Raw genomic sequence first — 20,936 nt, 5'->3', positions numbered from 1 at the left:
AAAACAGACTCGACATAGCCTTTGAGCTGTGCATCTACATAGGCCCCCGGATGGGCCAAATTCGGAGATATCACCGCAATGTCAATTATTGGTCGCATTCACTCCTTTGAATCCTGTGGCACCGTCGATGGCCCGGGGATCCGCTTTATCACTTTCTTCCAGGGCTGCCTGATGCGCTGCCTGTACTGCCATAACCGTGACACCTGGGACACCCATGGCGGTAAAGAAGTCACCGTAGAAGATCTGATGAAAGAGGTGGTGACCTATCGCCACTTCATGAACGCGTCCGGTGGTGGCGTGACGGCATCCGGCGGTGAAGCCATTCTTCAGGCTGAATTTGTGCGCGACTGGTTCCGCGCCTGCCACAAAGAAGGCATTCATACCTGCCTCGACACCAACGGCTTTGTGCGCCGTTACGATCCGGTTATTGATGAACTGCTTGAAGTGACCGATCTGGTCATGCTCGATCTCAAGCAGATGAACGATGAGATCCACCAGAATCTGGTTGGCGTCTCGAACCACCGTACCCTGGAATTTGCCAAATACATTGCCAACAAAGGCGTCAAGACCTGGATCCGCTACGTGGTGGTGCCGGGCTGGTCAGATGATGATGACTCTGCACATCGTCTGGGTGAATTTACCCGGGATATGGGTAACGTGGAGAAAATCGAACTCCTGCCCTATCACGAGCTGGGTAAACATAAATGGGTGGCGATGGGTGAAGAGTACAAGCTCGATGGCGTGAAGCCGCCAAAAAAAGAGACGATGGAGCGCGTCAAAGGTATTCTTGAGCAGTATGGCCACAAGGTCATGTATTAACGAAAAGGCCCGGTGAAAATCGGGCCTTTTTATATTCTATTTAAAGACGCCGTTAATAACGGAAGTCACAATCGCTGTACTCAGCGCAATTAAGACCAGGTCGTCACCTACCACGCTCCATTCATAGCCCGGATAGGAAGGAAGCTGACCCAGCATATCGGCTGGCACGGTTTTCTTCGCAATGCCCGGAGGCAGTGGCTTACCGCGCGCCAGGTTTTTCGCAATACCCGGAGGCAGAGAGTCGTAGCCCGTTAAGCCGTAATTCAGGGCCAGATGGCGGGCATGATCGAAGCTTACGCGAGCATCCACATCATTACCGACATCTTTGCTGTTTTTAAAGCTCTTATCCGATTTCCCAGGGTTATCCTGACCGTTATTGTGCTTATTACCATGGTTACCAGAGTTCCCGTTACCATGATTGCCGCTATTACCTTGTCCGCCACCGTTTCCGTGACCACCGCCATTCCCGTTTCCAGGATTAGCCATGGCCGGAGCCGTTGCAAACGTTAAAGCCAACACTACGGCAAGTGCGGTAGTGGAAAAACGACGAGTAGACATGATGGCTGCCTTTTAGTGGGAGAACTCATTGGAATTATCGCCAGGCAGTAAAAACTCACAATCAGTAAAAGTCTTATATGTGACAGGGACAAAAAAGCCTGTCATCGACAGGCTTTTAATAAATCAGGCATGGGCCACTGGCGTTGGATGTTCGCCCACTTTGCGCAGCAGCATTAGCAGATAAATAAACGACACGCTGGCGATCATGATAAACAGCAGATTATCAGAATAATTTTGCATGAGCATAGCGGTAAAAGTCGGCCCCAGTAAACTGCCGATGGTGTAACTCAGCAACAAAGCCTGGTTCATAGCCACCAGCTGGTGATGCTCAACTTTCTCACAGGCCCACGCCATCGCGACCGGATAGAGCGTAAAGCCCGCAGCCCCCAGAATGAACAGCGCGGGCGCCATCGCGGCGTTGCTGAGCATGGCGAGACAGCCCATGATGACCACGAAGACCTGAACGCGCAGCACCAGCAGACGACCAAAGCGGTCCGCCAGGCGGCCAATCGGCCACTGGCCGACAATCCCCGCGCTGACCATCACCGCCATCCAGAAACCGATCCCGGAATCACTGACGCCCTGATGGTTAAGATAGAGCGGCATCAGGCCATAGAGCGAGCCCAGCACAATCCCGGAAATAATGCAGCCGTTAACCCCCAGACGCGCCTGGCGCAGTCTCAGCATCGGCCAGACGTGGGTGGCTTCCTGATGTTCGCTGTTTTGATTCACAATACGGGTAAAGAGCAGCGGCAGGATCGCCGCCAGCACCATGCCCGTCACCCACGGCAGCACGCTCATCAGGTCAGTTGGCAGTTTGCTGACCATCAGCTGTCCCAGAACGGTACCGACATAGTAAACCATCATATAGGCCGCCAGCAGACGCCCGCGATTACGGGACGTGCCGCTGCACATCAGCGCGCTTTCAACCACCACCCAGATCATGGCGCAGCCGACGCCCGCAATAAAGCGCCAGACCATCCAGCTCCAGAAGCCGACCATAAGGCCTAAACCGGCGCAGCCGACGGCAAAGATCAGCGACGCCAGATAATAACTGCGGTTAAAACCAAAGCGCTTAATAAGGCTGCCCGTTAATAAGGTGCCCAGCAGATTGCCCGTAAAAAAGGACGAGCTAACCATACCCACCTGCCAGGTCGGTAAGTTTTCATGGGCGAGCCATAGCGGGACGAGTGTGTTTAACACCGCGATCGCCAGGGTCAGCAAAAGCAGGCCACAGAGCAACAAAAGCACCGGGCGGGTATAGGTGGTCATGGATTAAAAACCGTGAGGAAGTTCAGATTTCGTGCGCATCATGCCACTGGCAAAAACAAAGTCAATCCACCGATTCAGGCGTCACGCACGTTATGCGCCTTGTCGATTTAAAAAACTCATCCTGCTAATGCAAAGCCTGCTACTGATATTAATTATCTATTTGTTTTTATTTATTTCCGGGAATTTTTACAACGAAACATCAGTCGAAAAATTTCATGAATGAAAAAAGAAAAGCCGGGCGCTATGTCCCGGCTTTTTATAACAAAATCTAAAATTAGCTGGCGATAGCCAGACCGACCGTCATATGCAGACCGTAAAATACGCCGCGACCAATTAACTCCCCTGCCAGCACCAGCACAAAGGCCAGGGACAGTAACGGCAGCGCAGGCGAGTAACCTTTAAGCTGAGGGGCAATCCAGCACACCAGCGCAGCCGTCAGCAGCACCACACGCCAGGCCATCAGCGAACCGTAATCCGGCACCAGCGCCGAAGCCTGCTGGATAGAGCTGTGAATGGTCGCCAGCTCCGCTCCCTGCATGAGCGCGACAACGGTACTGATTACCAGCGCCAACAGCGAGACCGCGGGCAGCAGGCGCATCGCCCAACCATTAATGCCAGCCACGCGCAGCAGCAGATAACCCAGCAGCGGCCCGCCAATAAACATGGTCAGGAAGAAGCTCATCGGCGTCCAGACGCTGTACCAGGTTGGAACCGTATCAATGGTGTTGTACACCCTGACCATCATCCAGACGAAGACAACGCCCAGTACCATGGTGACGATGAGCCACAACGCGCGTAACCCTGACGGCAGCTTTTTCACCGCTGCCAGTAACCACCCCAGCCCGCCAACGGCAAAGAAGATTGCACCGCTGGCAATCTCGTTACTCAGCGAAGAGGCACCTACGCGGTTCAGGGAGTTAAACGCGCGCATCGGTGAGCCCAGGTGCAGCGTAGAGGCGATAAACCCAATGCCCATCAACACCCACAGGCCAAACATGCTTAACACTAAACGCTGCTGCTGTTCAGTATTGAGGTTCCCTTTTAACAGCGCCAGCGCAAGAACGATAAACCCGCCCGCCACGCACTGCCCAAAGACCGTGAAGATCATCAGCGGCCATTCATGCCATCCACTTCCCATCTCACACCTCCTTCGGGTTTGCCAGGTAGCCGGTGGTGTCCCCCGTCGGACGGCTGTTGGCGTTAGGTTTAATCACAATACTCGGCTTTGTGAAGTGCGCAGACGGCAGCGGCGCGACGGCAGCAAGCTGGCCGTGTTTTTTGCGCAGCTCCTCAATCGGGCCAAAGTCCAGCGCGCGCAGCGGGCAGGATTCGACGCAGATGGGCTTTTTGCCGTCCGCCACCCGGCTGTGGCAGCCGTCGCACTTGGTCATGTGGCCTTTGGCGGCATTGTACTGCGGCGCGCCGTACGGGCAGGCCATGTGGCAGTAGCGACAGCCGATGCAGACATCCTCGTCCACCACCACAAAACCGTCGTCACGCTTGTGCATTGCCCCGCTCGGGCAGACCTTGGTGCAGGCCGGATCTTCGCAGTGGTTGCAGGCAATCGACAGGTAATAGGCGAAGACATTCTGATGCCAGACGCCGTTATCCTCCTGCCAGTCGCCGCCCGCGTATTCATAAATACGACGGAAGCTAACGTCCGGGGTCAGATCTTTGTAATCCTTGCAGGCCAGCTCGCAGGTTTTGCACCCGGTGCAGCGGCTGGAATCAATAAAAAATCCATACTGGGTTGTCATCGGTTACTCCTTACGCCTTTTCAACCTGAACGAGGTTTGTGTGGGATGGGTTGCCCTTCGCCAGCGGCGATGGACGCTGCGTAGTGAGAACGTTGATGCAGCCCGCCTGATCGATACGGTTCGCATCCGGGTTATACCAGGCCCCTTCCCCCAGCGCGACAACGCCAGGCATCATACGCGGAGTCACTTTAGCTTCGATATGCACTTCGCCACGTCCGTTGAAGATACGTACGCGATCGCCATTACTGATGCCGCGGGCTTTCGCATCCATCGGGTTGATCCACATCTCCTGTCGGCAGGCCGCTTTCAGTACGTCAACGTTGCCGTAGGTGGAGTGAACACGCGCTTTGTAGTGGAAACCGGTCAACTGAAGCGGGAATTTCTCCGTCAGCGGATCGTTGTAGTTTTCGAAGCCTGGCGTATAAATCGGCAGCGGATCGATAACGTCCCCTTCCGGCAATTCCCACGTTGCGGCAATTTTTGCCAGCTCTTCGGAGTAGATCTCGATTTTGCCCGACGGCGTGGTCAGCGGATTGGCCTGCGGATCGTCGCGGAAGGCTTTATACGCCACGTGATGCCCTTCCGGATCGCGCTGCTTGTACATGCCCTGCTTGCGGAAGGTATCGAAGTCCGGCAGGTCAGGAATGGCTTTGCGGGAAAGCTCGTGCAGATGGCGCATCCACCCTTCCTGAGTACGTCCTTCAGTGAACTGCTGCTCAACGCCAAGACGTTTCGCCAGCTCGGAAGTCATCTCATAGATGGTTTTGCACTCGAAGCGCGGTTTGATGGCCTGGTCAGTGAAGATCACATAGGACATGTTGCCGCAGGAGGCATCCAGCGCGAAATCCATCTGCTCAGACGCGGTGCAGTCTGGAAGCAGAATATCGGCATACTTTGCCGATGAGGTCATGTGGCAGTCGATCACCACAATCATTTCGCACTTCTTATCGTCCTGCAAAATTTCATGGGTGCGGTTGATCTCTGAGTGCTGGTTGATCAGGCAGTTACCGGCATAGTTCCAGATCATTTTGATCGGCACGTCCAGCTTATCTTTGCCCCGAACACCGTCGCGCAGCGCGGTCATTTCCGGGCCGCGCTCGATCGCGTCTGTCCACATAAACATGGAGATGCTGGTCTGAACCGGGTTATCCAGCGTTGGCATACGTTCAAACGGTACTTCATACGAGCCTTCACGCGCCCCGCTATTACCGCCGTGAATACCGACGTTGCCAGTCAGAATCGAGAGCATAGAAATAGCGCGGGTGGCAATTTCGCCATTCGCGTGGCGCTGAGGTCCCCAGCCCTGGCTGATATAAGCCGGTTTGGTTGAACCAATTTCACGTGCCAGCTGAACAATACGTTCGACAGGAATGCCGGTGATAGTGGATGCCCACTCCGGGGTTTTCGCCACGCCGTCGCTGCCCTGGCCAAGAATATAGGCTTTATAGTGCCCGTTAGCCGGTGCGCTGGCTGGCAGCGTCTTCTCGTCGTAACCGACGCAGTATTTATCCAGGAACGGCTGGTCGACGAGGTTTTCAGTAATCATCACATACGCCAGCGCATTGACCAGCGCCGCGTCGGTACCAGGGCGGATGGGGATCCACTCGTCTTCACGCCCTGCGCCGGTATCGGTGTAGCGCGGATCGACGATGATCATTCGTGCGTTGGATTTGGCGCGCGCCTGCTCAAGGTAATAGGTTACCCCGCCGCCGCTCATGCGCGTTTCGCCTGGGTTGTTGCCGAACAACACCACCAGTTTACTGTTCTCGATATCCGACGGGCTGTTGCCGTCTGCCCAGCCGCCGTAGGTATAGTTCAGGCCCGCGGCAATCTGTGCGGAAGAGTAGTCGCCGTAATGATTGAGATAGCCGCCGCAGCAGTTCATCAGGCGCGCCACCAGCGTTTTACCCGGCGGCCAGGAACGGGTCATGGTGCCGCCAAGCGTCCCGGTGCCGTAGTTGAGGTAGATAGATTCGTTGCCGTACTCTTTGATCAGGCGCTGCATGTTGGTCGCGATAATATCGTAGGCTTCGTCCCAGCTAATGCGCTCGAACTTCCCTTCCCCACGCTTACCGACGCGCTTCATTGGGTATTTCAGACGATCCGGGTTATATACGCGACGGCGCATTGAGCGACCACGCAGACAGGCACGAACCTGATGTAACCCTTCGTAGTTATCATCGCCGGTATTGTCGGTTTCGACATATTTGATTTCACCGTCCACCACGTGCATACGCAGTGGGCAGCGGCTACCGCAGTTAACGGTACAGGCACTCCACACCACTTTTTCCGGGGCTGAAGCGGGAGACAGAGCCTCCGCCGCCGACGCCAGTCGGGTAAAGGGGAGCGTAAAGGCGCTGCTGGCAACCGCCAGACCACCTATTGCCGTGGTTTTCATCAACCCACGGCGAGTGACCTCGGCAGCCATTAACGCTTCAGGCGCTTTGATTTTCATAAAGACTCACTTTGGTTGCTCACAAAGAAAAGAGAGGCGGCGCAAACCGCTATGTAGTTTTATTTATAACGAATTACAACGTTATTGGTGTTTTATGCTGACTTTCGTTCGGAGGAGTATTACTACTTTAGAGGGAGGGGTTATTGCTTCGTATCAAATCAGAGGCATAAAAAAAGCGCCCTGAGGCGCTTTTTTGTCTTAGAGCAAATAATTATCCGATGAACTGCTGGCCTTTCATGTAAGGGCGCAGCACTTCAGGGATCTCAATGCGCCCGTCAGCCTGCTGGTAGTTTTCCAGCACAGCAACCAGCGTACGGCCTACTGCCAGACCAGAACCGTTCAGGGTATGAACCAGACGGGTTTTCTTGTCAGATTTGCTGCGGCAACGCGCCTGCATACGACGCGCCTGGAAATCCCAGACGTTGGAGCAGGAGGAGATTTCACGGTAGGTGTTCTGCGCAGGCACCCAGACTTCAAGGTCGAAGGTTTTGCAGGCACCGAAGCCCATGTCGCCGGTGCACAGCGCCATACGACGGTATGGTAGACCCAGCAGCTCCAGCACTTTTTCCGCGTGGCCGGTCATCTCTTCCAGCGCGTCCATAGACTCTTCCGGACGAACGATCTGCACCATCTCAACTTTATCGAACTGGTGCATACGGATCAGACCGCGCGTATCGCGACCGTAAGAACCGGCTTCAGAACGGAAACATGGAGAGTGCGCAGTCAGTTTGATTGGCAGATCGTCTTCGTCGATGATCTCATCACGCACGAGGTTGGTCAGCGGCACTTCCGCAGTTGGGATCAGCGCGTAGTTGCTGCTGTCAGCTTCCTCGTCCAGCGGACGGGTATGGAACAGATCGCCGGCAAATTTCGGCAGCTGGCCTGTACCGTACAGCGTATCGTGGTTAACCAGATACGGAACGTAGGTTTCGCTGTAGCCGTGCTGCTCGGTGTGCAGATCCAGCATGAACTGCGCCAGCGCGCGGTGCAGGTGAGCAATTTGCCCTTTCATTACCACGAAGCGAGAACCGGTCAGCTTAACCGCTGCCGCAAAGTCCAGGCCCGCGTGCATTTCGCCCAGCGTCACGTGATCGCGCACTTCGAAGTCAAACTCGCGAGGCGTACCCCAGCGTTTCACTTCAACGTTGTCGTTTTCGTCTTTGCCGACAGGCACGCTGTCGTCAGGAATGTTCGGGATCGCCAGAGCAATATCGCGAATTTCAGCCTGAAGAACGTCCAGTTCAGCTTTCGCCTGATCCAGCTCTTCACCCAGTTTGTTCACTTCCAGGCGTAATGGCTCAATATCTTCCCCGCGCGCTTTCGCCTGGCCAATGGATTTCGATCGAGAATTACGCTCTGCTTGCAGATTTTCAGTTTGTACCTGCAAAACTTTACGACGCTCTTCAAGAGCGCGCAGCTTATCTACATCCAGCTTAAAGCCCCGGCGTGCCAGTTTTTCAGCGACTGCGTCTGGCTCATTACGCAGCAGATTGGGATCGAGCATGCTTATCCTGTGCTTATCGAATTAAAAAAGGAAAAAGTGACCACAGCCTGCGGCCACAGAGATATATTGCCAACATTACCGCAACGATTGAACTAACGGTAGCGTTTTATAGGGCTATTTTGATCCTGTCCGGCAAGCCAGGCGAGCTTTTCGCCAATCTTACCCTCAAGACCTCTGTTTGTAGGGTGATAATAGCGGGTTTGTGCCATCTCCTGCGGGAAATACTCCTCCCCGGCGGCGTAGGCATTGGGTTCATCATGGGCGTAGCGATACTCCTGCCCGTAACCCATTTCTTTCATCAGCTTTGTAGGGGCATTGCGAAGGTGTACCGGAACGTCGTAATCCGGACGTTCACGTGCATCCGACATCGCCGCTTTAAAGGCGGTATACACTGCATTGCTTTTCGGCGCGCAGGCCAGATAGACAATTGCCTGCGCAATGGCACGCTCACCTTCCGCGGGTCCGACGCGGGTAAAGCAGTCCCAGGCGGAAATAGCGACCTGCATGGCGCGTGGATCGGCATTACCGACATCTTCTGACGCAATGGCCAGGCAGCGACGCGCGACATATAACGGATCGCCACCGGCGGTAATGATACGCGCATACCAGTAGAGTGCCGCATCCGGCGCGCTGCCGCGCACGGATTTATGTAACGCAGAGATAAGGTCGTAGAAACGGTCGCCTTTATTATCGAAGCGCGCACTGCGTTCACCGGCAATTTCGGTGAGCAGTTCAGGCTTCAATACGCGCTTGCCCGCATCGTCCACTTCGGCCATATCGGCCATCATTTCCAGCGTATTCAGTGCCCGACGCGCATCGCCGTTGACCAGTTCAGCGATCGCACGACGCGTCTCGTCCGGCAGAACGATATCCTGTCCGCCGTAACCCCGCGCTTTGTCCTCCATCGCCTGGGTCAGAACCTTTACGATATCCTCTGTGGTCAGGGATTTAAGCAGGTAAACGCGGGCGCGGGAAAGCAGCGCGGAGTTGAGTTCAAACGACGGGTTTTCCGTGGTTGCGCCGATGAAGAAAATCGTGCCGTCTTCAATGTGCGGCAGAAACGCATCCTGCTGGCTCTTGTTGAAACGGTGGACTTCATCAACAAACAGAATGGTGCGGCGCCCGGCATTACGGTTTTGCCGTGCGCGCTCGATCGCCTCGCGGATCTCCTTCACGCCGGAGGTAACCGCCGAGATGCGCTCAACGTCCGCGTTAGCATAGCGGGCGATCACTTCAGCGAGGGTGGTTTTGCCGGTGCCGGGTGGCCCCCAGAGGATCATGGAGTGCAGATGCCCCGCCTCAATAGCGCGCGGCAAGGGTTTCCCCGCAGCCAGCAGGTGTTGCTGGCCGATGTACTGCGCTAAATTTTCTGGCCGCATACGGGCGGCCAGAGGTTGAAACGCATTATCTGAAAAATCGAGCGACAGGTTGCTCACTCATGCCTCTTACTTATTACGTTGGTCATCCACCGTTACGCCCTGCGGCGGGGTAAAGGTGAATTTCGAAGCATCTACAGCGCCGTTTTGCTGAGACTTAAGCTGATAGCTACTGCGCTGATCGTCCTGCTCAACCGCGCCGAACTGATTGATGGTACCGTTGCTGCTCACGTTAATCGTGAACTGCTTCAGATTACCGTTGCTGCCTTTTGGCGTCAGGACGAACTCATCACCGTTTTGTTTGATGTTGTACTGCTGCCAGTCGCTGGACTGGTTACGGGCAATGAGCATAAACGGCGTATTGCTGGTCGCGTCTTTCAGCCAGGTGGCGGTCGCCTGCTCAACAAACGGGTTGTAGAACCACAAGGTTTTCCCGTCGGACACCAGCACGCTTTCATCAGGCTGGGTCATGTGCCAGTTGAAGAGATTCGGGCGTTTCACCCACAAATCCCCCTGACCTTCCTGCACCGCGTTGCCGCTGCCGTCAGTCACTTTTTGCGTGAAGCTGGCGTGGAAGCTGCTCACTTTATCCAGTCGGCTTTTAAGGTCGCTGGCTGCATCAGCCCAGACGCTGCTGGCAACAAAACTGGAGAGTAATGCACAGGCGATGGCGATTTTTTTCATTGTTATTCCTTAAAATACGTCTTCCCGATATGGGGGTTCCGTTTCTATTCTGGACCTGCCCGAAGGCAGGCGACAGAAGAATATGCTTAATTTTTGCTGATTTACCCTTCTTTGCAATCGCTGAAGGTTAATCAAAAGGCGGTGGTGCCAGCACCTCTCGGTTACCGTTATGCCCCTGTTCGCTCACAATACCCTGGGCTTCCATCTGCTCGATAATACGCGCCGCGCGGTTGTAGCCGATACGGAACTGGCGCTGGACGCCGGAGATAGACGCCTTACGTTTTTCGGTGACGAAATTAACCGCCTGGTCAAATAACGGATCCAGTTCTTCGCCGCCGTCAAAACCACCGCCGCCACCTTCGCTTTCACTGTCGGAGGTGATGCCGTCAACGTATTGCGGCCGCCCGCGCGCTTTCCAGTCCTGTACCACCGCATGCACTTCCTGGTCGCGAACAAACGCACCGTGGACACGCACCGGCGAGGTGGAGTTCGGGCCGGAATAGAGCATATCACCCATTCCCAGCAGCGACTCTGCACCGCCCTGGTCAAGGATAGTACGCGAGTCAATTTTACTCGACACGGTAAACGCGATACGGGTCGGGATGTTTGCCTTAATAAGACCGGTGATAACGTCTACGGACGGACGCTGCGTTGCCAGTACCAGGTGGATGCCCGCCGCACGCGCTTTCTGTGCCAGACGCGCAATCAGCTCTTCCACTTTCTTACCAACGGTCATCATCAGGTCGGCAAATTCATCCACCAGCACCACGATGTAAGGCAGTTTTTCCAGCACCGGATGCTGGGCATCCATGCTGTCACCCGGCTTCCAGTATGGGTCCGGAATCGGACGGCCCATACGCGCCGCCTCGGCGATTTTCTCGTTATAACCGGCCAGGTTACGCACGCCCAGCGCCGACATCAGCTTGTAGCGACGCTCCATTTCATTGACGCTCCAGCGCAATGCGTTGGCGGCGTCCTTCATGTCGGTCACCACTTCCGTTAACAGGTGCGGAATGCCTTCGTAGACGGACAGTTCAAGCATTTTCGGGTCGATCATGATGAAACGCACATCTTCAGGCTGCGCTTTGTAGAGCATACTGAGGATCATGGCGTTCACCCCGACTGATTTACCGGAGCCGGTGGTACCCGCAACCAGCAGATGCGGCATCTTCGCGAGATCGGCAACCACCGGATCGCCGGCGATATCTTTACCCAGCACCACGGTCAGCGGGGACGGGTTGTCGCGGAATTTGGTGTTATCCAGAACTTCACGCAGATAAACGGTCTGGCGTTTCTTGTTTGGCAGCTCAAGGCCAACGTAAGGCTTACCTGGGATCACCTCCACCACGCGTACCGCCACGGTCGACAGAGAACGCGCCAGGTCACGGGACAGGTTAGAAATACGTGCCGCTTTTACGCCTGGCGCCAGATTCAGTTCGAAACGGGTGATCACCGGGCCAGGTGAGTAGTTCACCACGTCCGCTTTAATACGGAAGTCAGCCAGACGCGCTTCCACCAGACGGGCCATCTGTTCAAGGGCAAAGGTATCCACCGGCTCGACTTCCGCTGGCGGCGGCGTTAACAGATCCAGCGACGGCAGCGGCGTACTTGGTCGTTGCAGCGGACGGCTGTCTCCGTTACGCATCAGCAGCGGGTGAATCAGGCTTTCCTGCGGCTGTGGTGCTGGCTGCTGGAACTGCGGCTGCGGCGGTTGGGCAGGCGTCTGCGGCTGAGCATACGCCTGTGGCGCCGGTTGTTGCGGCTGCGCGTAAACCTGTGGCGGAGGCGACTGACGCACCGGTTCCGCTTCTGGCATCACGCTCGGCGTGAACAGCGGTTCGCTTGGGCCATCATCCACCAGATCTTTCATTGGTGAGAATTCGAAATCCGACAGCGAGAACGGGTTTGCCCCCGAAGGCTGCTCACCGGAATAACGCTGCTGCTGCGTAGCGGCAAACTGGCGCGCCAGCTCCGCTTCAGCCGCATCATCATCCTCCTGGTGTGAAGGCACGTCGTGCTGATACTCGTCGCCGTAGCGCTGATTCTGCTGGGCGGCAAACTGACGCGCCAGCTCGTCCTGATGCAGTTCGTCGGCATCATCTTCGTAGTCAGAACCACGCGCTTTCTCTTCCGCCATACGCTGGGAAGGCAGTTTAATGCCATAAGAGGCCAGCTCCCGGCGAGTCGGCACGCGCACGCGGTTAGGGCGCGGCAGCTGTGGACCAATGCCCTCTTTAACCTGAGGGCGCGGGGCGCTGTCGGTTGCCGGGCTGAATAGCGGAGCGGACGCGGCAGCGGCTGCCGTTGCCTGCTTCACGGCTTCAGCACCCGACGCAACGGCTGGCGTAGGATCTACAGGTGGAACGCTTACAGGAGGCGCTTTTGCAACAGGCTCCTGTACCGGCTCGGGCACGGGCTGATACCAGGCGGCAAGCTGCTCGCGCTCACGGGCACGGCGCTCTTCCACTTCTTCAAAATAGTACAATGGCGGACGTGATGGCTTCGCTTCCTCCACCACTTCGGGTTCAGACACCGGCGCAACATATGGCTGTTCAGGCACAGCGGGTTCGGGCGTATAAGCCTGATACGGCTGTTGCGGCTCGCTGGCAGGCTCAGACGGCTGATACGATTGCTGACACTGTTCCTGCTGCACAGGAATATAGCTTTCAGGCTCCGGCGCAATGGTCGGTTCAGGCGTATGGACGCCTGGCGCAGCCTGCCAGTCCACCTGCGGTTGCTGGATCGCGGACTCCGGTGCCGGAACAGGCGAGGACGGCATCACGGCTTCAACAGGCGCAACATGGGCCTGCGCAGCCGTCGTTGCGGCGGCAGCAGCGGCTACCGGTTCAGTCACGGAATGACCATGCAACAGCGGATCGTATTCGTCATACTCACCCGGCGTAGCTCGATGACCAGAGAACAACACATCATCAGGATCGACGGCCGCACCGCGATACTCAATCTGCTCGTCTTCATCCATACGTTTGCCGGAGAAAAGCGCGGCATCCGTTTTACGGCCTAACGGGTTAGCGAATTTTTCAGCAACGCGCTGGCGGCGTGCCAGAGCACCGCGCAGAATACGGGCACGGCGGGATTCACGACGCTGCACAGGTGCCTCGTCTTCCTCTTCGTATTCATCTTCATATTCGTCTTCATCGACCCACGTATCATCACGACGGGTACGATTGCTGGCAAACGTCAGCAGAGTCAGAATAAAGCTGCCGATTTTTTCGGCAATGCTCACCCAGGACCAGCCGGTAAACAGCGTCAGGCCCGCCGCCCAGATGCAGAGCAGCGCCAGCGTGCCGCCGCTGCTGTGAAGCATCGGTTGCAGCGCGGAGCTCAACAGGCTGCCAATCACACCGCCGGAGGCGAAATACCAGATGTCATCGGCATTGATCGCCGCCAGTCCGCAGGAGGTGAGGATCAGCGCCAGGGCGCCAATCAGGCGCAGCGAAACGGCAAAATAATCGATGTAGTCGTCGTTCTGTCGATGACGCCAGGCAAACCAGCATCCGCCAATAATGATGACGGGAAGGGTATAGGCCATCACACCGAAAATGAAGAAGAGCGTGTCCGCAAGCCAGGCGCCGGGAACGCCACCCAAATTATGGATAGGCTCATGCCATGCGGTTTGCGACCAGCTGGGATCTGAGGGGTTGAAACTGAGTAAGGCAGCCATCAGCCAGACGGCAAAAAGGGCAATAACAATCAGTAACGCCTCAAGGAGACGACGTCCGCTGCTTAGCTTAGATAATGTGACTTCTTTGTCTTCAGTGTATTCCTGGCTCAAGAAAGGCTCTCCAGGTATCAGGCATGTCCTGCCTGTGTGCTAAAACGGACAACAGCGCCGGGACTCCCCGGCACTGTTGCTGTATGGATTAACAGGAGTGTAATCAAACTACACTGATTTTGCACCTGTTCCGTGTTAGCGCGTCTTAATAACCAGACGATTGCTCTGTTTGACCTCTTCCATCACCACATAAGTACGGGTGTCGTTCACGCCTGGCAGACGCAGCAGGGTTTCCCCCAGCAGCTTACGGTAGGCGGACATATCAGGCACACGGGTTTTTAACAGGTAGTCAAAATCACCGGAAACCAGATGACACTCTTGAATTTCTTCAAGTTTTTGTACAGCGGCGTTAAATTGCTCAAACACATCTGGTGCACCACGATTCAGAGTAATCTCAACAAATACCAGAAGTGAGGCATCCAGATAATGCGGGTTCAGCAGAGCCGTATAGCCCTGAATAAAACCCTGTCTTTCCAGTCGGCGCACACGCTCAAGGCACGGCGTCGGGGAAAGTCCCACACGTTTTGAAAGCTCGACGTTGGAAATACGCCCATCCTTTTGCAATTCATTAAGAATGTTACGATCGATACGGTCGAGATCTTTGCCAGGGCGCTTCTTGCTATCTACCATTATTATTGTCTCTCTGTATTCCTTCCCTACTCCTGCCTGGACCCTGTGCACATCACTGTTCAGAGCCTGTACCCGTTATTCATCACATCGCCTGGTTATGTATTAGACGCGATGTGGATTCGGGTTCTGCGGTAAGAAGACCGTTGCCCGAAAGCAGTCACAGACATCACGTATGGCGTCTGTCCACACCATGCGTAGATTTCACTGACCCGGTAAAAATGGCATTTCCGTGCATGTCTATGCGGCATGCAGTTCGTGCGTCTTTTTTTCTTCCTTGAATGTTTTCGCAAAAGCGCAGGGGATTGTCAAAGCAAAACATCGATTTTTAGTACAAGATGCCGGATATTCATTACGGAGGGGTATTAATCCTCATTTTATTGCCTTATAAACGCGCTGTTTTCAGTAGCAGACGTGATGTGACCGCCTCTGACCCATAGGGCGCGTCTATTGCATATATCGGAAGCAAAACTGCCGTGCTCTTTTTTTACGGCAACAAATTCCCTACAATCCAGCCCATTGCCTGCCAACAACAATGGGGATCTCATGGGCACGACCAAACACCGTAAGCTGCTAATCCTTGGATCTGGACCTGCGGGTTATACCGCAGCGGTCTATGCTGCACGCGCTAACCTGCAACCGGTACTGATCACCGGGATGGAAAAAGGCGGTCAGTTGACCACCACCACGGAAGTGGAAAACTGGCCGGGCGACCCGAACGACCTGACCGGGCCGCTGCTGATGGAGCGCATGCACGAGCATGCCGCCAAATTCGAAACCGAAATCCTGTTCGACCACATCAATAAAGTGGATTTGCAGAACCGTCCGTTCCGCCTGACGGGTGACAGCGGCGAATACACCTGCGATGCGCTGATCATCGCCACCGGCGCCTCTGCCCGCTATCTCGGTCTGCCGTCTGAAGAAGCGTTCAAAGGCCGCGGCGTGTCAGCCTGCGCGACCTGCGACGGTTTCTTCTATCGCAACCAGAAAGTTGCGGTGATCGGCGGCGGCAACACCGCTGTGGAAGAAGCGCTGTATCTGGCAAATATTGCCTCAGAAGTACACCTGATCCACCGTCGCGACACCTTCCGCGCGGAGAAGATCCTGATCAAACGCCTGATGGACAAAGTGGCGAGCGGTAACATTGTGCTGCATACCAACCGTACGCTGGAAGAAGTAACTGGCGATCAGATGGGCGTCGCGGGGCTGCGTATCCGTGATACCCAGAACACCGATAACGTCGAAACGCTGGAAGTGGCAGGCCTGTTTGTGGCAATCGGTCACAGCCCGAACACGGCTATCTTTGAAGGCCAGCTGGAGCTGGAGAACGGCTACATTAAAGTGCAGTCTGGCATTCACGGCAACGCCACCCAGACCAGCGTTCCGGGTGTCTTCGCAGCTGGTGACGTGATGGACCATATTTATCGTCAGGCGATCACCTCTGCGGGCACCGGCTGTATGGCCGCGCTGGACGCAGAACGCTATCTGGACGGGCTGGCTGAACAAGGTAAATAATCTTTACAAGTCAGTAACAAACGTAAATAAAGGCGGCCACTGGTCGCCTTTATTTTTGCTCACGTGTAACATGCAGATGTCTAATTTCTTATAACGTCACCTGCAAAGTACGCAATGGAAAAAACCCGTCAACAAGAGTTAACCCGCTGGCTGAAACAGCAAAGCGTTCTGTCCCGCCGCTGGCTTATGATTTCCCGCGTTCTGGGATTTATCAGCGGTCTGTTGATTGTTGCCCAGGCATGGCTGCTGGCCCGCATTCTCAACCATATGATCATGGAGAACATCCCGCGCGAAGCGCTGCTGTTGCCGTTTATCGTTCTGGCGCTGGTTTTCGTTCTGCGTGCGTGGGTGGTCTGGCTGCGCGAGCGGGTTGGGTTCCATGCCGGGCAGCACATCCGCTATGAGATCCGCCGCAAGGTGCTCGATCGGCTTTCAGAAGCCGGGCCTGCGTGGATCCAGGGCAAGCCGGCCGGTAGCTGGGCGACGCTGATCCTTGAGCAAATCGACGATATGCACGATTACTACGCGCGTTATCTTCCGCAGATGGCGCTGGCGGTGTTTGTGCCTCTGATGATTGTTATCGCCATCTTCCCGGTTAACTGGGTGGCGGCGCTGATCCTGCTGGGGACCGCCCCGCTGATCCCGCTGTTTATGGCGATGGTCGGCATGGGCGCGGCTGATGCTAACCGCCGCAACTTCCTGGCGCTGGGTCGGTTGAGCGGTCATTTCCTGGACCGTCTGCGCGGTATGGAAACCCTGCGGATCTTTGGTCGTGGTGAAGCGGAAACCGAAAACATTCGCCTGGCGTCGCAGGATTTTCGTCAGCGCACCATGGAAGTGTTGCGCATGGCCTTTCTATCTTCTGGCGTACTTGAATTTTTCACCTCCCTGTCGATTGCGCTGGTGGCGGTTTACTTTGGTTTCTCCTACCTCGGCGCGCTGGACTTTGGTCACTACGGTACGGCGGTTACGCTTTCCGCTGGGTTCCTGGCGCTGATCCTGGCCCCGGAATTTTTCCAGCCGCTTCGCGATCTCGGCACCTTTTACCATGCCAAAGCGCAGGCGGTGGGTGCTGCCGACAGCCTGAAAACCTTCATGGAAACGCCGCTGGCGCATCCGGAGCGTGGTGAGGTAACGCTGAATACGAACGATCCGGTGACCATTGAAGCACAGGATTTTTCTGTTCTGTCGCCTGAAGGCAAAGTACTGGCCGGTCCGCTGAACTTTACCCTGCCTGCCGGGCAACGTGTGGTGCTGGTGGGTACCAGCGGCTCAGGTAAAAGCTCATTGTTGAATGCGCTTTCAGGTTTTATGGCGTACACCGGATCGCTGCGTATCAACAAAACGGAGCTGCGCGAGCTCGATCCTGATGCCTGGCGTAAACAGCTAAGCTGGGTGGGGCAAAACCCGCAGCTGCCAGCTCCGACGCTTCGCGAGAATGTGCTGCTGGCACGCCCGGATGCGCGTGACGATGAGCTGCAATCGGTCCTCGACCGCGCCTGGGTCAGCGAGTTTCTGCCGCTGCTTGCGCAGGGTATCGATACCGTCATTGGCGATCAGTCTGCCGGGCTGTCAGTAGGCCAGGCACAGCGCGTCGCGGTTGCCCGTGCGCTGCTGAACCCCTCTTCGCTAATGCTGCTGGACGAACCCGCCGCCAGCCTGGACGCTCACAGCGAGCAGCGCGTGATGGATGCGCTTAACGCAGCCTCACGCCAGCAAACCACCCTGATGGTGACTCACCAGCTGGAAGGTATTGCCGACTGGGATCAGATCTGGGTGATGGAAAACGGACACATTGTTGAGCAAGGCGATTACGCCGCGCTTGTTGCCGCGCAGGGGCCGTTTGCGACCCTGCTGGCGAACCGTCAGGAGGATATCTGATGCGCGCCCTGCTTCCGTATCTTGCACTGTATAAACGCCACAAATGGATGCTGACGCTCGGGATCGTGCTGGCGATCGTCACTCTGCTGGCCAGCATCGGTCTGCTTACGCTTTCCGGCTGGTTCCTCTCCGCGTCTGCGGCCGCAGGCTTTGCCGGGCTATACAGCTTTAACTACATGCTGCCTGCCGCCGGGGTGCGCGGTACGGCGATTACGCGAACTGCCGGGCGCTACTTCGAGCGTCTGGTCAGCCACGACGCGACCTTCCGCGTGCTGCAACACCTGCGTATTTATACGTTCAGCAAACTGCTACCCCTCTCCCCTGCCGGGCTGGCACGTTTTCGACAGGGCGAATTACTCAACCGCGTGGTCGCAGATGTGGATACGCTGGATCACCTCTATCTGCGCGTCATTTCACCCATGGTGGGCGCGTTTGTGGTGATTGTCGTGGTCACGCTGGGGTTGAGTTTCCTGGATGTTCCCATCGCACTGACGCTCGGCGGCATCATGCTGATGACGCTGATTATTCTGCCACCCCTGTTTTATCGTGCAGGTAAAACCACCGGGGAAAACCTGACGCGCCTGCGCGGAGAATACCGCCAGCAGCTCACCGCCTGGTTGCAAGGACAGGCCGAGCTCACCCTTTTTGGCGCCAGCAAGCGCTACCGCGCCCGCATGGAAAATACGGAGCTGAACTGGCATGAAGCCCAGCGTCGCCAGTCTGAACTGACCGCTTTCTCCCAGGCGCTGATGATGTTAATTGGTGGGATTGCCGTAATCGCCATGCTCTGGATGGCCTCCGGTGGCGTGGGCGATAACGCGCAGCCTGGCCCGCTAATTGCGCTGTTTGTTTTCTGTGCCCTGGCAGCCTTTGAAGCCTTAGCCCCGGTTACGGGCGCCTTTCAGCATCTCGGCCAGGTGATTGCCTCTGCGCTGCGCATTACGGATATTGCCGAGCAGGAGCCGGAAGTGAAGTTCAGCGCGGGTCAAACCGCTGTGCCGGAGCAGGTCGCGCTGACGCTCAGCAATGTCACTTTCGCCTACGACAAGCCGGCGCAAAACGCGCTGGAAGACATCACCCTTTCTGTTGATGCCGGGCAGCGCATTGCGATCCTTGGCCGTACGGGATGTGGAAAATCGACACTTCTGCAACTTCTCACGCGCGCGTGGGACCCACAGCAGGGCGAGATTCGGTTTAACGACGTTCCGCTGTCTGGTTTTAGCGAAGCGGCCTTGCGTAAAACGGTCAGCGTCGTGCCCCAGCGGGTGCATCTGTTCAGCGCTACGCTGCGCGATAATCTTCTTCTGGCGGCACCAGACGCCTCCGACGATACGCTGCGGGCAATGCTGGAGCAGGTTGGGCTGCACAAGCTGCTTGAAGACGATGGCTTGAACAGCTGGCTGGGTGAAGGGGGTCGACAGCTTTCCGGTGGCGAACTGCGTCGTCTGGCCATTGCGCGTGCGCTGCTGCACGATGCGCCGCTGATGTTGCTGGATGAACCGACAGAAGGACTGGATGCCACGACTGAGAGTCAAATCCTTGATTTACTGGCGAATGTGATGAAAGGTAAAACCGTACTGATGGTCACGCACCGTCTGCGCGGGCTGGTGAATTTCGATCAGATAATTGTGATGGACAACGGACACATAATTGAGCAAGGTAGTCACGCAGAGCTGCTGGCAAAACAGGGTCGCTACTACCAGTTTAAACAGCGCCTGTAGACTATATTTGTAGCGTCCTCTCTCGCGTACTGGAGTTCTGTTGTCATGCGCCTGGTGCAGCTTTCTCGCCATAATATTGCGTTCCCTTCACCGGAGGGGGCGCTGCGTGAACCTAACGGCTTGCTGGCTCTGGGCGGCGATCTCAGCCCGGCACGGCTCTTAATGGCTTACCAGCGCGGCATCTTCCCTTGGTTTTCGCCTGGCGACCCGATCTTATGGTGGTCTCCCGACCCGCGAGCCGTGCTGTGGCCTGGGCAGTTTCACCTGAGCCGCAGCATGAAGCGGTTTCATGCAAAATCACCCTTTCGCGTCACGCTCAATCACGCCTTCGGCCAGGTTATCGAAGGCTGCGCTGAAGATCGTCATGAAGGCACCTGGATAACCCGCGATATCATTATCGCCTACCACCAGCTTCATGAGCTGGGCTACGCGCACTCTATTGAAGTATGGAAAGAGGATAACCTCGTCGGCGGAATGTACGGCGTGGCGCAGGGCACGCTGTTCTGCGGCGAGTCGATGTTCTCCCGTGCCACGAATGCGTCAAAAACCGCGCTGCTGGTGTTTAGCGAGGAATTTGCCCGTCGTGGCGGACGGCTGATGGATTGTCAGGTGCTGAATGAGCACACCGCCTCGCTCGGCGCCGTTGAAATCTCCCGCCGACACTATATCGAACACCTTGAACAATGCCGAAAAGAGACCCTTCCACGCGATTTTTGGGTTCCCAGAGCGCTCTTTATGCCCAATGCCTAAATGTTTTCCGCATATTTTTTATGAGGGTGTTATAATTATGCCGCAGAGTAGCTTCTGCCTGTTGCCCCGCCGCCGTTTGGGACCCTCGCTTCAGATAACGTCCTGACGTTTATCCTGTCGTCTCCCCTTTACGAATGCGCTTTCCGTTCGGTTGTACCGTGACGCTTGGGCAATACGCTGAGACTGTTTTGCTGCGTTTTAAACGCGCAATTCTTTACTTAATT

At 56.0% G+C, this 20,936-nt stretch carries 15 protein-coding genes; 5 read left to right on the top strand and 10 right to left on the bottom strand.

What is annotated here, in order from left to right; genetic code table 11:
- The first annotated feature begins 78 nt into the window (after nucleotides 1-78).
- Nucleotides 79-819: a pyruvate formate lyase 1-activating protein gene (gene pflA, locus BFV63_RS07415; RefSeq protein WP_003858250.1), complete on the top strand. Its 741-nt coding sequence runs from the start codon at nucleotides 79-81 to the stop codon at nucleotides 817-819.
- Between the two features lie 36 nt (nucleotides 820-855).
- On the opposite strand, the gene BFV63_RS07410 is transcribed toward pflA, so the two are convergent.
- The 10 genes from BFV63_RS07410 to lrp all read right to left on the bottom strand — a co-directional run bounded on the left by BFV63_RS07410 (nucleotide 856) and on the right by lrp (nucleotide 14,848).
- The gene (locus tag BFV63_RS07410) at nucleotides 856-1,377 is read right to left on the bottom strand and encodes an anti-virulence regulator CigR family protein (RefSeq protein ID WP_048241076.1); all 522 of its coding nucleotides are present in this window, start codon (nucleotides 1,375-1,377) and stop codon (nucleotides 856-858) included.
- Nucleotides 1,378-1,500: 123 nt separating this feature from the next.
- Nucleotides 1,501-2,649 (bottom strand): MFS transporter, encoded by a 1,149-nt coding sequence (locus tag BFV63_RS07405; RefSeq protein WP_003858254.1) that lies wholly within the window; start codon nucleotides 2,647-2,649, stop codon nucleotides 1,501-1,503.
- A gap of 274 nt (nucleotides 2,650-2,923) precedes the next feature.
- On the bottom strand, nucleotides 2,924-3,787 hold the full coding sequence (locus BFV63_RS07400; protein WP_003858256.1) for a dimethyl sulfoxide reductase anchor subunit family protein: 864 nt from the start codon (nucleotides 3,785-3,787) through the stop codon (nucleotides 2,924-2,926).
- 1 nt (nucleotide 3,788) lies between these two features.
- Nucleotides 3,789-4,406 carry a DMSO/selenate family reductase complex B subunit gene (locus BFV63_RS07395; RefSeq protein ID WP_017384545.1) on the bottom strand — a complete coding sequence of 206 codons (618 nt, stop codon included), beginning with the start codon at nucleotides 4,404-4,406 and terminating at the stop codon, nucleotides 3,789-3,791.
- 10 nt (nucleotides 4,407-4,416) lie between these two features.
- The gene (gene dmsA, locus BFV63_RS07390; protein WP_022650720.1) at nucleotides 4,417-6,861 is read right to left on the bottom strand and encodes a dimethylsulfoxide reductase subunit A; all 2,445 of its coding nucleotides are present in this window, start codon (nucleotides 6,859-6,861) and stop codon (nucleotides 4,417-4,419) included.
- Between the two features lie 211 nt (nucleotides 6,862-7,072).
- A complete protein-coding gene (gene serS / locus BFV63_RS07385) occupies nucleotides 7,073-8,365 on the bottom strand; it encodes a serine--tRNA ligase (protein WP_003858266.1) in 1,293 nt (430 codons plus the stop codon).
- A 92-nt stretch (nucleotides 8,366-8,457) separates the two neighbouring features.
- On the bottom strand, nucleotides 8,458-9,801 hold the full coding sequence (gene rarA / locus BFV63_RS07380; protein WP_023324404.1) for a replication-associated recombination protein RarA: 1,344 nt from the start codon (nucleotides 9,799-9,801) through the stop codon (nucleotides 8,458-8,460).
- A 9-nt stretch (nucleotides 9,802-9,810) separates the two neighbouring features.
- Nucleotides 9,811-10,425 carry an outer membrane lipoprotein periplasmic chaperone LolA gene (lolA, locus tag BFV63_RS07375; protein WP_003858270.1) on the bottom strand — a complete coding sequence of 205 codons (615 nt, stop codon included), beginning with the start codon at nucleotides 10,423-10,425 and terminating at the stop codon, nucleotides 9,811-9,813.
- 127 nt (nucleotides 10,426-10,552) lie between these two features.
- Entirely contained in the window at nucleotides 10,553-14,218 is a 3,666-nt protein-coding gene (locus tag BFV63_RS07370; protein ID WP_023324403.1) for a DNA translocase FtsK 4TM domain-containing protein, read from the bottom strand.
- A 135-nt stretch (nucleotides 14,219-14,353) separates the two neighbouring features.
- Nucleotides 14,354-14,848 (bottom strand): leucine-responsive transcriptional regulator Lrp, encoded by a 495-nt coding sequence (gene lrp, locus BFV63_RS07365; protein ID WP_000228469.1) that lies wholly within the window; start codon nucleotides 14,846-14,848, stop codon nucleotides 14,354-14,356.
- A 543-nt stretch (nucleotides 14,849-15,391) separates the two neighbouring features.
- On the opposite strand from lrp, the gene trxB reads away from it, so the two are divergent.
- From trxB to aat, 4 genes are all read left to right on the top strand, one after another.
- Nucleotides 15,392-16,360: a thioredoxin-disulfide reductase gene (gene trxB / locus BFV63_RS07360; RefSeq protein WP_048241077.1), complete on the top strand. Its 969-nt coding sequence runs from the start codon at nucleotides 15,392-15,394 to the stop codon at nucleotides 16,358-16,360.
- A 114-nt stretch (nucleotides 16,361-16,474) separates the two neighbouring features.
- A complete protein-coding gene (cydD, locus tag BFV63_RS07355; protein ID WP_023324401.1) occupies nucleotides 16,475-18,241 on the top strand; it encodes a heme ABC transporter permease/ATP-binding protein CydD in 1,767 nt (588 codons plus the stop codon).
- Nucleotides 18,241-19,962, top strand: coding sequence for a heme ABC transporter ATP-binding protein/permease CydC (gene cydC / locus BFV63_RS07350; RefSeq protein WP_023315743.1), 1,722 nt, complete (start codon nucleotides 18,241-18,243; stop codon nucleotides 19,960-19,962). Before cydD ends, cydC begins: the two co-directional genes overlap by 1 nt.
- A gap of 45 nt (nucleotides 19,963-20,007) precedes the next feature.
- On the top strand, nucleotides 20,008-20,712 hold the full coding sequence (gene aat / locus BFV63_RS07345) for a leucyl/phenylalanyl-tRNA--protein transferase (protein WP_032608953.1): 705 nt from the start codon (nucleotides 20,008-20,010) through the stop codon (nucleotides 20,710-20,712).
- Nucleotides 20,713-20,936: the final 224 nt, after the last annotated feature.

Origin of the sequence: Enterobacter hormaechei subsp. xiangfangensis, assembly GCF_001729785.1 — a bacterium.
GTDB lineage: Bacteria > Pseudomonadota > Gammaproteobacteria > Enterobacterales > Enterobacteriaceae > Enterobacter > Enterobacter hormaechei_C.
Note: the sequence above shows the minus strand (reverse complement) of the source record. Positions and strands in the feature narration are given on the sequence as shown.

Bases quoted from the DNA above. Each gene is read 5' to 3' on its own strand.
- BFV63_RS07400 (WP_003858256.1), bottom strand. From the start codon at position 3,787: ATGGGAAGTGGATGGCATGAATGGCCGCTGATGATCTTCACGGTCTTT.
- pflA (WP_003858250.1), top strand. From the start codon at position 79: ATGTCAATTATTGGTCGCATTCACTCCTTTGAATCCTGTGGCACCGTC.
- BFV63_RS07395 (WP_017384545.1), bottom strand. From the start codon at position 4,406: ATGACAACCCAGTATGGATTTTTTATTGATTCCAGCCGCTGCACCGGG.
- lrp (WP_000228469.1), bottom strand. From the start codon at position 14,848: ATGGTAGATAGCAAGAAGCGCCCTGGCAAAGATCTCGACCGTATCGAT.
- cydD (WP_023324401.1), top strand. From the start codon at position 16,475: ATGGAAAAAACCCGTCAACAAGAGTTAACCCGCTGGCTGAAACAGCAA.
- cydC (WP_023315743.1), top strand. From the start codon at position 18,241: ATGCGCGCCCTGCTTCCGTATCTTGCACTGTATAAACGCCACAAATGG.
- aat (WP_032608953.1), top strand. From the start codon at position 20,008: ATGCGCCTGGTGCAGCTTTCTCGCCATAATATTGCGTTCCCTTCACCG.
- serS (WP_003858266.1), bottom strand. From the start codon at position 8,365: ATGCTCGATCCCAATCTGCTGCGTAATGAGCCAGACGCAGTCGCTGAA.
- dmsA (WP_022650720.1), bottom strand. From the start codon at position 6,861: ATGAAAATCAAAGCGCCTGAAGCGTTAATGGCTGCCGAGGTCACTCGC.
- BFV63_RS07405 (WP_003858254.1), bottom strand. From the start codon at position 2,649: ATGACCACCTATACCCGCCCGGTGCTTTTGTTGCTCTGTGGCCTGCTT.
- trxB (WP_048241077.1), top strand. From the start codon at position 15,392: ATGGGCACGACCAAACACCGTAAGCTGCTAATCCTTGGATCTGGACCT.
- lolA (WP_003858270.1), bottom strand. From the start codon at position 10,425: ATGAAAAAAATCGCCATCGCCTGTGCATTACTCTCCAGTTTTGTTGCC.
- BFV63_RS07410 (WP_048241076.1), bottom strand. From the start codon at position 1,377: ATGTCTACTCGTCGTTTTTCCACTACCGCACTTGCCGTAGTGTTGGCT.